Here is a 14,500-nt window from a genome sequence, read left to right on the forward strand (position 1 = left end):
GGCGAAACCCATGGTCAGAGTCTTGCCGAAGACACCGCACGAGTAGGCCGCGCCACGAAGAACGCGTAGCCGTAGTAGTCCGAGTAGGCCTTCCAGACGTCTATTTCACGCTGAGTGCAGTCAGCCAGTTCCTGTGCCTCGGGGCGCCCGCGGTAATGCTTTCGGAACGCCGTCGCGTTCTGTTCGAGCGGACGGTAGTAGTCGTCCCACCACGCGGACCGGGGCAGCATGAAATGCCCGACAGTGTCGTATCCGCATGTAGCGATGGCGGTCAGAAGCGCCCCCACGTCGCGTATCGCAGGGTATTCCCCCTTCCAGAACGACACGCATTCCGCCGGCGGGTCGGGTTGGGTCCAGCAGACTTCGGAGAAGGCCACATGGCCGCCACGCGCGAGCAGGCGGCTCCAGTCACGCAGGGCGGCCTCGACGCCCGCGTTGTAGATGGCGCCCTCGCACCAGATCAGGTCGAACGAGGCGTCCGCGAAATCCAGGCGGTTCATGTCGCCGACGCGAGCCTCCAAACGGTCCGCGAGGCCGAGACGGCGCGCCTCCTCGTTCAGGATGTCGACGAACGGCGGATGGTTGTCTATGGCCACGATGCTCGCGGGGGAGTTCCGCGCCAGCACTCGCGTCTGAAGGCCGGTGCCGCAGCCGACGTCGAGTATGCGGGTGTCGGACCCGACATCCGGAACGAGGGAGAGCGCCCGGAGCGTGCTGGCGGTATCACCGGGCCCCTGGCGCGGCAGCCCGCTGAAGAGCTCGAAGAACAGGGTGGTGGTCGTGTCTTCCGGCATGGTAGTCAATCCCGTCGATCCCTGAAGACCGGGGCCGCATCGTTATACTTGTGCCTTGTCTTTCCGTGTGCCGTTGGATAGGGAGGGGAAGTCATGGCGCTGTTCCTGACCAACGAGGAAGTAGAGCGGCTCGTCACCGTGGAGGACGCCATCGAGGTGCTGGAGCCCACCTTCGCCGATCTCGGCGCGGGCCGGCTGTCGAGCCGTCCGCGCACTCTCAACTACACCGGTCTGGGCGACGGCGAGTTCTACCTCTACTCCTGCATGGACGCCTCGGTGCCGCGCTACGGCGTGCACCTGATACGGATGACCTCGGAGCATCTGTCGCGCAAGGTGGTGAAGGGTTTCCCCCGGCGTTACCAGATCCCCAATCCCGCGGGCAAGTTCTCGGGCCTGATCATCATGTTCAGCATCGAGGACCACGCGCCGCTGGCGATGTTCCAGGACACGGTGCTCAACCGTACCATGATCGGAGCCACCAGCGGCATCGCCGCCAAGTATCTCAGCCGGGTCGACAGCGAGGTGATGGCGCTGCTGGGCGCCGGCTGGCTGGCGCCGACCCAGGTGATCGGCCATTGCGCGGTCCGGCCGATCCAGGAGATCCGGGTCTACTGCCCGACCGAAGAGCACAAGCTCGCGCTTTGCGAGTCAATGGAGGGACGGGTCTCCGCCAGGCTGATCCCGGTTGCCAGCACCGAAGAGGCGCTCAAGGGCGCCGACATCATCGCCTGCGCCACGAACTCCTACGAACCGGTATTCAACGGCGCCATGCTGAAGCCCGGCCACTACGTCGGCTCGCTCCAGGTCGGAGAGCTCGACGATCTCACCCACGAGACCGCCGACACCATCACCGCGCGAGCCCGCGAACCCGCCACCATCTGGCACATGAAAACCGGCGAGACGCCCGCCGATCAGCTATGGCTGGAGCGCTGGAAGCCCCACTGGAACCACAAGCTCAAGTTTCTGGGCGAGATCGTCGAAGGCCTCGACCAGGGACGCACCAGCGAAGATGACATCACGCTGTTCGGCGGGGTGGGGACAGGGCCTTCAAGCGGGCTGGGGCTGCAGTACATTCCGGCTTGGGTCGCTTACAACCGAGCTCGCGAGCAGGGTATCGGCTTCGAGATTCCGGATGAGCTGTTCTTGCAGGACGTGCATCCGTAACGGTTAGTTTGTAGACAATACAAGGGCTTACGTGCGACCAATTGAAGGTTGGAGCGCGACCGATTGAAAGCCAAAGGGCGACTGATTGAAGGCCTGAAGCGGGAATGGGCCTCGGACGCAGACCCTACCCGCTGGTCACACAGGCCTTCAACCCTTCCCGCGAACCCCGGTCCCACTCCTCTTCGTAGTTGGGCCAGTCGTTCAGGAAGAGCATGTCGTCGTAGGTGGCGTGGCCGGAGCCCCAGCGGCGCTCGGGGTGCACGGAGTCGTGGTGGGGGAAGGGGAGGCGGTACTTTTTCCAGCTCTCGTAGTAGCGGCGCATGATCTGGATGTAGAACTCCAGCGGGATGGCGGGCTGCTCGTGCTGCGAGACGAGGTCGGAGCCGGGCTCCCGGCGCCACTGGTTGAAGCGCGGGAACACGCCGTGGCGCATCAAGAAGTCGACGCCGTCGCCGGTGGACTTGACCGCGTCGGCGACGTTGTCGAAGCCGTACGGGCGGGCCAGCTCCACGCCGCAGACGAAGTTGGGGCGGGCGTTGCCCTCGCCCAGCACCTCCACCGACTCGATCATCCAGCGCACCCAGTTGTCCCAGCCGATGCGGCGGTTCTTGCCCGGGTTGATCCACTCGAACAGCCGCTTGTCCCAGACTTCCATGTTGGCATGGTGGCAGTCGACCCCCTCGGCGCGGTAGCGCTTCATGGTCTCCTTGTCCTTGGCGTTGGTCTGGATGTTGATGTAGCGGCGGTGGCCGCCCCACTTGAGGGCCGAGGCGTACTCCAGGTAGAAGTCGTCCTCCTCCTTGCCGTGGAGCCTCTTCAGGATGGTGCCGCCGGAGATCAGGAAGTCGATGGGCGGGGCGTAGCCCACCTCGTCGATGGCGTCCTGTTCGATGGAGCGGGCCACTTCGGCCACGTAGGCCACGGGTTTCACCGGGGTGTTGAAGGTGAAGTCCCGGGACTCCTTCATCTGGCGCACGTTGACGTTGATGTCGCAGAAGCGGCATTCCTCGTCCGGCCCCCAGTACTGGCAGTTGCGGAACACCGTGGCGAAGTAGCCGAAGGCGATGATCTCGTGGTACTTGGTGCCGTCCTCGAAGGACCGCGTATAGTATTTCAGCGGCTTGGGGAAGCTCACGTCGCAGAGCTCGCGCCCGTCCAGCAGGAGCTTGCACTCTCCGTCGACCACGTCGATGACGTAGGGCGAATCCGGGCTCAGGGTGGTCTGGACGATGACGGGGCGCAGGCCCAGGTGCCCGTCGCGGATAGCGAACCATTCCGGCGTCCGGCGGTGCTCCTTTCGCTTCATGTCCTTCATGGACATGAGGTCGTAGGAGAACAGCCGGTAGGACTTGACCAGGGCGTCGGAGGCCAGTTCCAGGGCGGCATCCGTGAACCAGTGGCCCACCCGCAGGAGGTCCATCTTGAGGATGACCTCCCGGGGCATGTCCTCGTAGTTGCGCAGGTGCCACTCGAGGTATTCGGTCTCGCTCGATGACGTGACGCTGTCCAGTTCGGTCATGGTCTCGTTCTCCTCGGCCCATGTCGGGTAGGAGTCCTGCCGCGCATCACAGGACAAAGGGGCGACCGCCGGTCGCCCCTACACGTGCGGGATCGTTCGCCGCACATCTCCGCGGTGCCGAATCCTACCCCGCGTAGCGCGGCACGATGTTCGTCGGCGTGTATTCCGCCGGGGCATCGGTCACGAACAGCTCGGGCTCGATGCCGTAGAGCCGCCGCGCGTTGCCGCCCAAGAGCTTCTCCTGCACTTCCTGGGGCACGCCGTGCTTGTCCATGTTGTCGATGGCTTCCCAGGTGTCCGAGGCGTCGTGGTGCGGCATGTCGGACGACCACAGGGCGATGTCCTCGAAGATGTCCCACAGCCTGAGCGTGATGTCCTCGTCGCTCTCGAAGGCGATGTAGCACTGCCGGGCGAAGGTCTCCCGCGGGTCGCCGACCTTCTGCGGCGGCTTCGCCTGCTCGCGCACGAAGCGGTAGAGGTCGAGGTAGGTCTCGGCCTTCTCCAGGATCAGCGGCAGCCAGCTCGAGTTGGACTCCAGGATCGCCACCCGCAGTTTGGGGAACTTCTCCAGCCAGCCCGTGAGCATCACCACCATGGTCCAGGTCTGGGCCTCGCTGATGAAGCTCAGGGACTCGGAGCCGGGCTGCACCGAGCCCATGCTGCGCATGATGTTCTCGACGAACTGCCCCGGTGAGTATACGTAGACGTCGTGGCGGGGGAAGGGGGACCGCTGGGCGCTGCTCTTGCCTTGTGTTCCGCCCGACATGCGTTCCGCCATGGCCTCGGTGACGGCCTCGCCGCCCGACGGGAAGGTGTGCATCCCCAGGGCCAGGCCCAGCTCCTCGAACTCTCTCCACAAGGGATCGAACTCGGGAAAGGTGGGGTAGCGGTCGTTGACCAGCACGGGCCGGACCACCGCGGACTTGAAGCCCAGCTTGGCCACGCGCCGCAGCTCCTGGACCGCGTAGTCCACGTCCTGGACCGGCAGCACGGCGCACGGGTAGAGGCGCTTGCGGTCGGCGGCGCAGTAGTCGTTGACCCAGTCGTTGTAGGCGGTGGCGCAGATGCGCGCCGCGTCCGCGTTCTTCACCAGCGGCATGCGCACGAAGGTGGACGGGAACACCATCACTTGGTCGATGCCCGACGCGTCCATGTCCTTGAGGCGCACCCGCGGGTCCCGCTGGCTGGCGTTGCGGCCGATCTCCTGGTCCCACCGGGGGTCGTCGGGGCCGATGGAGCCCAGGATCTTCTTGTTCATGCCCGGGTGCCAGCCCTGTCCCGGATAGGCGTAGGTCTTGGGGTTGCCGTAGCTCACCTGGCCGTTCACGACCATCACGAGCCGGTCCATGTCCCGGTAGAAGTGCTGCTTGGCGAACGCCCGCTGCTTCTCCGGGATGTATTCGTCCCAGACCTCCCGGGGCTCGTGGATGTGGCTGTCGCAGTCGAAGACCGGGAAGTTCTTGGTGCGCCCCTGTGCCGTATAGGCCATCTGTCACTCCTGACGGGGTGCGGCGGCCCGCGCGTGTCCGGCGCGTGCCGGAGGGCCGCACCCAGGGTTGTGGCCGAGCTCTATGCGCTCGGCTTGAACTTCGGCAGCGTGTAGCCCTCGTGGTCCTCGAACACCACCTCCACCGCCATCCCCACCTTCACTTCGTCCGGCGGGATGTCGACGACGTTGCTCACGAGCCGCGGCCCCTCGTCGAGGTCCACCAGCGAGACGTTGTACGGGATCTGGTCCTGGTAGGCCGGATGCCATGCCCGGTGATAGGTGACGAAGGAGTAGACGGTGCCCTTGCCGCTCACCGACACCCACTCGTTGTCGGACGACAGGCACTTGGCGCACATGGCCTGGGGCGGGAAGTTGAAGAAGGCCCCGCAGGCGTTGCAGCGCTGCACCGTCAGCTTGTGTTCCTTGAGGTTGTCCCAGAAGGGCTGGGCCTCCACCTCCGCCAGGAACGGTTCGTTGCGCGGCGCCGCGCGTCCGCGTTTGTCATGTGCTTCCGACTTGCTCATTGTACCCCCAGTACGAGTGATGCGTGCATGCACAGGCTGCCGCCGTGGCCGCTGATGACGCCCGCCTTCGCGCCCTGCACTTGGCGCTCCGGTTCCACCTCGTTGCCGCGCAACTGCTTGACGCCCTCGGTGACGTGCATGATGCCCTCGAGATGGGCCTGCGACAGGAGCCCGCCGTGGGTGTTCACGGGGATCTCGCCGCCCACCTCGATGCGCCCGTCCTTGATGAAGTCCTTGCCCTCGCCCTTGCCGCAAAAGCCGTAGTCCTCGATGGTGATCAGCGTGGTGATGGTGAAGCAATCATAGAACTGCGCGAAGGCCATGTCCTTGGGGCTGAGTCCGGCCATGCGGTAGGCTGCCTCGGACGACTTCCGGCTCCCCAAGGTGGTCAGGGTAGGCGCGTCCATGACGCTGGAGTGCGGGTGGTGCTGCCCCATGCCCAGGACCTGGACGGGCCTCTTCGGGAGGTCCCGGGCCCGCTCCATGCTGGTCACCAGCAGTGCCGCCCCGCCGTCCGACTCCAGCGAGCAATCGAACAGGTGCAGCGGTTCCACGATCAGGCGCGAGTTCTGGTGGTCCTCGATGGTCATGGGCTTCTGCATGGTGGCGTTCTTGTTCATGCATGCGTGCTTGCGCGTGGACACGGCGATCTGTCCCAGGTCCTCGCTGGTGGTGCCGAACTCGTGCATGTGGCGCGTGGCCGCGAACGCGTGGTTGGCCACCGCGGAGAAGTGGCCCCAGGGCTGCTCCCAGTGCTCGTCGCCGCTGCGGATGGGATAACCCGGCGTGGGGTCCGGCGTCGCCCGCTTGCGCGCGTGCACGCACACCACGTAGTTGGCCATGCCCGCCTCGATGGCCATCACCGCGTTCTGGATCATGGCGATGGGCGTGGCGCCCCCGAGCGCCAGGTCGGTGGCGTAATTGGGATCGATGCCCGCCATGTGCGCCAGCCGCACCGCGTAGCTCCGGTGCGCGTCGGTCAGCGGCTGGTTGGTCAGGAGACCGTCCACTTGGGACGCGTCGATTCCGGCGTCCTCCAGGCACAGGCGGATGGCTTCGACGTGCAGTGAGTTGGTGGTGGCTTCGGGCCGCTTGCCCACCTTGGTCTCGCCCACGCCCACGACGGCGTATTTGCCCGAGATGCTCGACATGCGTCTCTCCTTGTGGCGGCGGGTATGGATGGGGTTCGCCCGATCCCGGAACCCGCCCCACGGGTCTGACCGTACTCCGTTGCCTTGAGCGCTATTTCTCCAGCCCCACGATCCGCCGCGCCCGGCTGATCACCTCCGGCGTCATCTGCTTCTTGATGTCGGCGATGAGATTGACCATGTACTCGGCCGGCTTGGGGTTGATCTCCAGCCGCGCCCGTTTGGCGTCGGCCAGGAACTTCGGGTCCTTCAGCGTGGCCGCGAAGGCCTTTCGCAGGATCGCCACCTTGTCGTCCGGCGTCTTGGGCAACACCGCCCAAGGGCGCAGCATGGCCGCGGGCAGCAGCAGCACCTTCATGAAGGCGACGTCCGCCGGCTTGGTAACGCGCTCGTCCAGGAACGGGATCTTGCGTGCCTCCAGCTCCGGGTGGCGCCCGCCGAGATAGGCGATGATCTTGATGGAGCCCTCATCGAGCATGGACATGCCGGTGGCCTTCACCGAGTCCCAGCTCCATCCGGTGAGTGCGTCCACTTCCTTCTGCAGCAGCGCCGCGCGCACCGGCGCGGTGCCCTTGTACCCGGCCACGATCTTGGAGGTGGTGCCGAAGATGTCGTTCATGGCCAGCGGGATGCTGCAGGTGAGGCTGTTCCGCCCGGTGCATCCGAAGATCAGCGGGTTGGTCTTGGTGTCGAGCCACTGGTCCATGCTCTGGATGGGCGATTCCTTGCGCACCACCACCGTTATGGGACCGGAGTTGGCCAGCCCGAGCCAGATGAACTTGGATACGTCGTAGCGGATGTTCGGGTAGTTCAGGTACTGGGCCTGCGCCGAGTCCCAGCTCAGTTGGACGAAGGAGAGCCCATCCGGCTTGGCCACGTTGTACAGGTAGTTGGTGCCGATGAGGCCGCTGCCGCCCGGGATGTTGATGACGATGACGTTGGGTTTCCCGGGAATGTACTTGCCCAGGTGCCGCCCGAAGAGGCGCGCGTAGGTGTCGTAGCCGCCGCCCGGCTGGTGCGGCGTGATCACCTTGACCGTCTTGCCTTCGTAGAACGACTCCGCCGCGCCGGCGCTGCCGCCGGCGATCGCTACCGCCACGATGAGCCCGATGAATATCCTTCGCAGGAACATGCCGGTTATCCCTCCTTCGTTTCCTCTGTCCAATGATGGATGCCGCCGGCGACTCGCCCACGCCGGCGGGATCGCGCACCGTCTGTCCGATTACTTCTCCAGGCCCACGATCTTCCGGGCGCGGCTCAGCACCTCCGGCGTCATCTGCGTCTTCATGTTGTTGATGAGGTCGGTCAGCCACTTGCCGCTCTTGGGGTTGATGTCCAGGCGGGTCCGCTTGGCGTCGACCAGGAACCCGGGATCCTTCAGCGTGGCATGGAACGCTTTTCGCAGTATCTCGACCCTGTCAGCCGGCGTCCCCGGCGGCACGGCCCACGGCCGCAGCATGGCCGCCGGCAGGAGCAGCACCTCCATGAAGGCGACGTCCGCGGGCTTCGTGATCCTCTCGTTCACGAACGGCACCTTGCGCTCGTCCAGCTCCGCGTGCCGGTCGAAACCGATGTACGCCATGATCTTGGCGTCCCCGTCGTCGATCATCGACATGCCGGTGGATTTCACCGAGTCCCAACTCCACCCCGTGAGCCCATCCACCTCCTTCTGCAACAGCGCGGCGCGAATGCGCGCCGTTCCCACGTAGCCGGAGACGATCTTGGAGGTGTCGCCGAAGATGTTGTTCATGGCCAGGGGGATGCTGCAGGTAAGGCTGTTGAGCGACGTGCAGCCGAAGATCAGCGGCTTCGTCTTGGGATCGAGCCACTGGTCCATGGTCTGTATCGGGGAGTCCTTCCGCACCACCGCGGTGACGGGGCCGCTGTTGGCCAGACCCAGCCAGATCATCTTGGTGACGTCATACTTGATGTCCGGGAAGCCCAGGAACTGCGCCTGCGCCACGCCCCAGCTCGGCTGGATCAGCGTAAGGCCGTCCTTCTTGCTCACGTTGTATACATAGTTGGTGCCGATGAGGCCGCTGGCTCCCGGTATGTTGACGACGATCACCTTGGGGTTGCCCGGAATGTGCTTCCCGAGGTGGCGTCCGAAGAGGCGGGAGTAGGTGTCGTAGCCGCCCCCCGGGGCGTGCACTGAAACGATCCTCACGGTCTTTTTCTCGTAGAAGGACGCCGCCGCGGCCGTGCTCGCGCACGCCAGCAGCACCGCCACGATGAGTCCGATCCATGCCACACGTCGATCCATGATGGTTCTCCTTGTGAGGTTGAAGAGTCCTATCCTGATCGCACCGGGCTACGATAAACCAGCGGGCGGGGCATTTCAACAACGACTCGTCATCGCCGGCTTGTCCAACGGCCGCGCCCGTGATTCTATCGGAGGCGAACCCTTCGGAGGCCCCATGTCCAAACCGATCCTCGACGGCGTCAAGGTCCTGGACCTGAGCCACATGTATCCGGGCACGCTGTGCACCTGGCTCCTGGCGGCCCTGGGCGCCGAGATTCTCAAGGTGGAAGGGCCTGACGCGGTGCGCTCGGGCGCGCCCTACCTCAACCAGGGCAAGAGGAGCATCACGCTCAACCTCAAGTCCGGCGCCGGACGCGAGATCGTTCACTCCCTGGCAAGGCAAGCGGACATCGTGGTGGAGGGGTTCAGGCCCGGGGTCGCGCGCCGGCTCCGGGTGGACTACGACACCTTCCGGGAACTGAACCCCAGGCTCGTCTATTGCTCCATTTCCAGTTTCGGCCAGAGCGGCCCGTCGGTGGCGTACTCCGCCCACGACATCAACTTCCTGGCCCTGAGCGGCATGCTCGCCATCGGCCGGGAGGCGGGCCGCCGGCCGCTGCCGCCCGCGGCCCAGGTGGCCGACGTGGCGGGCGGCGGCTACCCGGCCCTGACCGCCATCCTCGCCGCCTACATCGGTGTGTTGCGGGAAGGGGAGGGGCGCTACATCGACATCTCCATGTTCGACTGGACCCTGCTTCTGGTGGCGCGGTACCTGATGCTCGAGCCGCCGCCGCGCAGGTCGAGTCCGGAGGTCAAGCGCGAGCACGCCACCCTGGCCGGCACCGCGGCATGCTACGATACCTACGAGGCGGCGGACGGCGGGTTCGTGTCGCTGGCGGCCCTGGGACCCGAGCAGTGGGGGGTCCTGTGCAAGGCCCTGGGGCTGGAACGGTACACCGGGGCGGCCTTCGACCCGGAGCAGACCCCGCGCATCAAGGCGGCCATGCGCCGTACCTTCAAGACCCGTCCACGGGACGACTGGGTCGCGCTGCTCCGGGACGACCACGGCCTGTCCGTGGCGCCGGTGTACGAGCCCGAGGAAGTTCTGGGAGACCCGCACGTGCGCTTTCGCAAGACGCTGGCGCGGCGGAAGGGGACCGGTGCCGTGGAGTTCACGCCGCCGTTCTGGTTCGCGGGCGCGCGCAAGCCCGGAGGGAAGATCTGCCGGGTGGGCCAGCACACCGGCGCCGTGCTCAAGGAACTTGGCTATACGCCCGGGGAGATCCGGGCGCTGCGCAAGGCGGGCGCCGTTTGACCTCGGTTGAACGCCGGTCCTTATTGAAGTAATTGTCCGATATCCCCTTGGAGGGGCATTCCGGGCGCCGCGGTGCGGCGCCCTCGTGGGAGGCAAGGATGTCAGAGGTGAAGCCGGGGCTGGAAGGGGTGGTTGCCGGAGAGACGGCCATCTGCTCGGTCCGTCCGGAAGGCGAGTTGATCTACCGGGGCTACGACGTGCACGATCTGGCCGAGCAGGCACGCTTTGAAGAAGTGGCTTATCTCGTGCTGCGCGGCAGGCTCCCCAACGCGGCGGAGATGGATGCGTTCGACGCGGAGTTGCGCTCGAACCGCGCGTTGCCGGCGGGCGTGGTGGAGAGCCTGAACGGGCTCCCGCCCGACGCGGTGCCCATGGACGCCCTGCGCACCGCGGTCTCGGCGCTGGCGCTGTACGATCCCGATGCCGGCGATGATTCCCACGACGCCAACCTGAGAAAGGCGACGCGCCTCCTTGCGCGTCTGGCCACGGCGGTGGCGGCGCTGCACCGGCTCTCCCAGGGGCTGGAGGTGGTGGCGCCGGACCCCGAGCTCAACCACGCGGCCAACTTCCTCTACATGCTGCGCGGCGAGCGGCCGGACGAGTTCGAGGCCAGGGTGCTGGAGGTGACGCTGATCCTCTATATGGAGCACGAGTTCAACGCCTCGACCTTCACCGCCCGGGTGATCGCCTCCACGCTGTCGGACCTCTACGGTGCGGTGGTGGGCGCCATCGCCGCCCTCAAGGGGCCGCTCCACGGCGGCGCCAACGAGAAGGCCATGGACGTGATCCTGGAGATCGGCGAGCCGGCCCGGGCCGAGGCCTGGGTGGAGGAGAGCCTGCGGCAGAAGAAGCGCGTGATGGGATTCGGCCACCGTATCTACAAGACCGCGGACTCCCGGGTGGAGGTGGCCAAGAAGTGGGGCGGCCTGCTCGGCAAGCAGCTCGACGACACGCGGTTGAGCGATATCTGCGTCAAGGTGGAGGACGTCATGCGCCGGGAGAAGAACCTCTGCCCCAACGTGGACTTCTATGCCGCGCCCATCTACCACATGATGAAGATTCCCATCAGCCTCAACACCCCCATATTCGCCATGAGCCGGGTGGTGGGCTGGTCGGCGCACATCATCGAGCAAATCGACAACAACCGGCTGTTCCGGCCCAATTCAAAGTACGTGGGGGCCACGGGCCTCGAATTCCAGCCGCTGGACCGGCGCGGCTGATCGGAGGACGCGGTCGGACCCATGGCGGAGCCGCAAACCGCACCACAAGCGCTGGATGGCGTAAGGGTCCTGGAGCTGGCGGGTCCCGAGGGCGAGTACTGCGGCAAGCTGCTGGCCGACTTCGGCGCCGAGGTGATCAAGGTGGAGCCGCCCGGGGGCAGCCCTTCCCGCGGCGAGCCTCCGTTCAAGGACGACCGGCCGGGTTCCGAAAGCAGCCTTTCCTTCCTCTACTTCAACGCCAACAAGAAGAGCATCATCGCGGACCTCGCTACCGACGCCGGCCGGGAGCGCGTCGGGCGCCTGGCCCGGACCGCGGACGTGGTGCTGGAGAGTTCCGCGCCCGGGTCCCTCGCGGACATGGGCCTGGGACACGGGGACTTGCTCGCCGCCAACCCGCGCCTGGTCTACGCGTCCGTTACGGCGTTCGGCCAGAACGGGCCCTACAGCCGGTACCGCTGGTCCGGTCTGGTGGCCTTCGCCATGGGCGGGCTCATGTATGTCAGCGGCAAGCCGTCGTTGCCGCCGGTGAACGCGCCCGGCGCGCAGGCGTTCCTGGTGGGCTCGGCCCACGCCGCGCTGGCGATCTTGATGGCGTTGTGGCACGTGCGGCAGGGCGGCGCGGGACAGCACATCGACGTGTCGATGATGGATTGCCTGGCGGCCATGGAGAACATGGTCTCGCGTTCCGCTTCCACCGGCGTCCACCCGCGCCGGGACGGCACCCAGCACCGCTTCGCCACCCCCGGCACGATCTATCGCTGCCGGGATGGCTTCGTGCATATCTTCGTGACCAACTCCCAGCCGGGGGCGTGGGAGCGGTTCGTGGATTGGCTGGGGCGCCCGGCGGCGCTGACGGGCGACGAGTTCGGGGACCCGGTCTATCGCCGGGCCCACGTGGCGGAGGTGGACCAGGTCGTGTCCGAGGTCCTGGCGGAGTTGCCCAAGGAAAAAGTCTACGAGGAGTTGCAGGACTGCCACATCCCCTGCGCCCCGGTGAACACGCCGCTCGAGTTCGTGCGCGACCGCCACATCCAGTCCCGTGGCCTGGTCGTGGATACCGTCCACCCGCGATTCGGTCCCATGGAGTTTCCGGCCCGGCCCTACAAGACCGATAGCTGCCGGTTCCGGCATCACGCTCCGGCGGCGGGGGAGCACGACCGGGAGCTGCTCGATGGCGGGGAACCGACGCCGGTTCATTCGCGTCGCGCCGATCCGTGGCCGGCGCGGGACGACGACGCGCACCGCGCGTCGTCGTCCGGGGTTTCCGTGGAAAACGGCGCGCTGCCCCTGGAAGGCATTCGCGTGGCCGACTTCACCCACATGGTCGCCGGCCCCTACGGCACCATGCAGCTCGCCTACTTCGGCGCCGAGGTGATCAAGATCGAGTCCCGGGCGCGGCCCGACACCTGGCGCATCCGCGAGGGCAACAAGGACGTGGAAGCGTCGCTGCCGTTTGCCGACCACAACCGGAACAAGCTTTCGATCACCGCCAACCTCAAGTCCGAAGAGGGCAGGGACGTGGCGCGGCGCATCATCGCCGAGAGCGACGTGGTGGTGGAAAACTTCAGCGTCGGAGTCATGGATCGCCTCGGCCTGGGCTACGAGGAGCTCAAGGCGCTGAAGCCCGACATCATCATGATCCGGCTTCAGGGGCTCGGCACCACCGGCCCCCGGAAGAACTACGTGACCTGGGGCCCCAGCCTGATGCCGTTTTCCGGCATGACCTGGCTCTGGAACCACCCGGACGGCGGTGCGCCCGTGGGGTCGCAGACCTCTTATCCCGACTACATCGTTTCCATTCACATGGCCTTCGTGCTGATGGCGGCGCTACATCACAGGGCCAACACGGGCGAGGGGCAGTTCATCGACATCGCCCAGGGCGAGGTCACGGCATCGCTCATCGGGCCGGCGCTGCTGGACGGCCTGGTCAACGGACGCGCCACCAGGCCCGTGGGCAACCGCGGTTACGCGAGCGCTCCCCACGGCTGTTACCCGTCCCGGGGCGACGACGCGTGGTGTGCCGTCTCGGTGGCGGATGACGAGGAATGGCGCCGTTTCTGCACCGCCACCGGCCATCACGCGGCGCTCGGGGACGAGCGGTTCGCTACCGCCGACAGGAGGCTGGCCAACGCTGGGGCTCTGGATGAATTGGTGTCGGAATGGACCCGACAGCGGAGTCCGCGCGAGGTCATGGAGGCCCTCCAGGCGAGTGGTGTGACCGCCGGCATGGTGTCCGACGGCACCACCCTCGTCGCCGACCCGCACTTGCGGAGCCGCGGCTCCGTGGTCGAGCACGAGCACCCGCGCCAGGGCCGGCTCACGCTGCCGGGCATCGTGATGAAGCTGTCCGGGACACCGGGCGAGATCCGCCGCCATGCCCCGTTGCTGGGGCAGGATACCCACGCGGTCCTGCACGGTTTGCTGGGATTGGGCGAGGAGGAGATTCGCGGCCTGGAGGCCGCCGGGGCGTTTTGAGCACGGACGGCCGGGAATGACCCGAAGCGCCCGGGGAATGACGGATTCGACGTGGAGAGGAGCAAGCAACGACATGGACTATGAAGCCATCATATTCGAGAAGAAGCACGGCATTGCCTACGTGACCCTGAACCGTCCGGAAGTGCTGAATGCGCGCAACCGGCGCATGCGCGAGGATCTCATCCATGCGGTTACGGCCATCCGGGCGGACCCGGAGGTGCGGGTGGTGATTCTTACCGGCGCGGGGGAGCGGTCGTTCTCGGCCGGTCGTGACCTTAAGGAAGCGGCGCAGGAAAAGGTCGGCGTGGTGGCGGCGCGGCAGGCGAAGATGGAGATCAGCGACACCGAGATGATCGCGCGGCTCAACAAGCCGGTGATCGCGGCCATCAATGGATTCGCCCTGGGCGGCGGCTGCGAGCTGGCGCTGGCCTGCGACATCCGGGTGGCGGTGGAAGGGGCCAAGGTGGGACTCCCGGAAGTCTCCCGCGGCATGATCCCCGGCAGCGGCGGCACCCAGCGCCTGTCGCGGGTGGTGGGGCTCGGCAAGGCGCTGGAGCTGATCCTCACGGGCAGCGTGATCGACGCGGAGGAAGCCTGCCGCATCGGTCTG

At 66.4% G+C, this 14,500-nt stretch carries 12 protein-coding genes; 5 read left to right on the forward strand and 7 right to left on the reverse strand.

The annotated features are described in order from the left end of the window. Positions 1–14: 14 nt before the first annotated feature. Entirely contained in the window at positions 15–794 is a 780-nt protein-coding gene (locus tag OXF11_12870) for a methyltransferase domain-containing protein (protein ID MCY4487988.1), read from the reverse strand. Positions 795–887: 93 nt separating this feature from the next. On the opposite strand from OXF11_12870, the gene OXF11_12875 reads away from it, so the two are divergent. After that, complete coding sequence (locus tag OXF11_12875; GenBank protein ID MCY4487989.1) at positions 888–1,958, forward strand: ornithine cyclodeaminase family protein; 1,071 nt, start codon at positions 888–890, stop codon at positions 1,956–1,958. Positions 1,959–2,082: 124 nt separating this feature from the next. Here the strand turns inward: OXF11_12875 and OXF11_12880 are convergent, their stop codons facing one another. The 6 genes from OXF11_12880 to OXF11_12905 all read right to left on the reverse strand — a co-directional run bounded on the left by OXF11_12880 (position 2,083) and on the right by OXF11_12905 (position 8,901). Next, complete coding sequence (locus OXF11_12880) at positions 2,083–3,477, reverse strand: hypothetical protein (GenBank protein MCY4487990.1); 1,395 nt, start codon at positions 3,475–3,477, stop codon at positions 2,083–2,085. A gap of 124 nt (positions 3,478–3,601) precedes the next feature. Next, positions 3,602–4,966 (reverse strand): amidohydrolase family protein, encoded by a 1,365-nt coding sequence (locus OXF11_12885; GenBank protein ID MCY4487991.1) that lies wholly within the window; start codon positions 4,964–4,966, stop codon positions 3,602–3,604. An 80-nt stretch (positions 4,967–5,046) separates the two neighbouring features. Beyond that, a complete protein-coding gene (locus tag OXF11_12890; protein MCY4487992.1) occupies positions 5,047–5,490 on the reverse strand; it encodes a Zn-ribbon domain-containing OB-fold protein in 444 nt (147 codons plus the stop codon). Next, positions 5,487–6,641 (reverse strand): thiolase family protein, encoded by a 1,155-nt coding sequence (locus tag OXF11_12895; GenBank protein MCY4487993.1) that lies wholly within the window; start codon positions 6,639–6,641, stop codon positions 5,487–5,489. The genes OXF11_12890 and OXF11_12895 overlap by 4 nt, the downstream gene beginning before the upstream one ends. A 91-nt stretch (positions 6,642–6,732) precedes the next feature. Further along, complete coding sequence (locus OXF11_12900; protein MCY4487994.1) at positions 6,733–7,770, reverse strand: tripartite tricarboxylate transporter substrate-binding protein; 1,038 nt, start codon at positions 7,768–7,770, stop codon at positions 6,733–6,735. A gap of 90 nt (positions 7,771–7,860) precedes the next feature. Further along, the gene (locus tag OXF11_12905; GenBank protein ID MCY4487995.1) at positions 7,861–8,901 is read right to left on the reverse strand and encodes a tripartite tricarboxylate transporter substrate-binding protein; all 1,041 of its coding nucleotides are present in this window, start codon (positions 8,899–8,901) and stop codon (positions 7,861–7,863) included. 154 nt (positions 8,902–9,055) lie between these two features. Between OXF11_12905 and OXF11_12910 the strand changes: the two genes are divergently transcribed. The 4 genes from OXF11_12910 to OXF11_12925 form a co-directional block, all read left to right on the forward strand. Further along, positions 9,056–10,195: a CaiB/BaiF CoA-transferase family protein gene (locus tag OXF11_12910; protein ID MCY4487996.1), complete on the forward strand. Its 1,140-nt coding sequence runs from the start codon at positions 9,056–9,058 to the stop codon at positions 10,193–10,195. A 98-nt stretch (positions 10,196–10,293) separates the two neighbouring features. Further along, positions 10,294–11,415, forward strand: coding sequence for a citrate synthase (locus OXF11_12915; GenBank protein MCY4487997.1), 1,122 nt, complete (start codon positions 10,294–10,296; stop codon positions 11,413–11,415). A 21-nt stretch (positions 11,416–11,436) separates the two neighbouring features. Continuing rightward, on the forward strand, positions 11,437–13,890 hold the full coding sequence (locus OXF11_12920) for a CoA transferase (protein MCY4487998.1): 2,454 nt from the start codon (positions 11,437–11,439) through the stop codon (positions 13,888–13,890). 73 nt (positions 13,891–13,963) lie between these two features. Beyond that, the coding region (locus OXF11_12925; protein ID MCY4487999.1) for an enoyl-CoA hydratase/isomerase family protein at positions 13,964–14,500 on the forward strand (537 nt) is incomplete at its 3' end.

The sequence above is a fragment of the Deltaproteobacteria bacterium genome, assembly GCA_026712905.1.
Taxonomy (GTDB): domain Bacteria; phylum Desulfobacterota; class Binatia; order UBA9968; family JAJDTQ01; genus JAJDTQ01.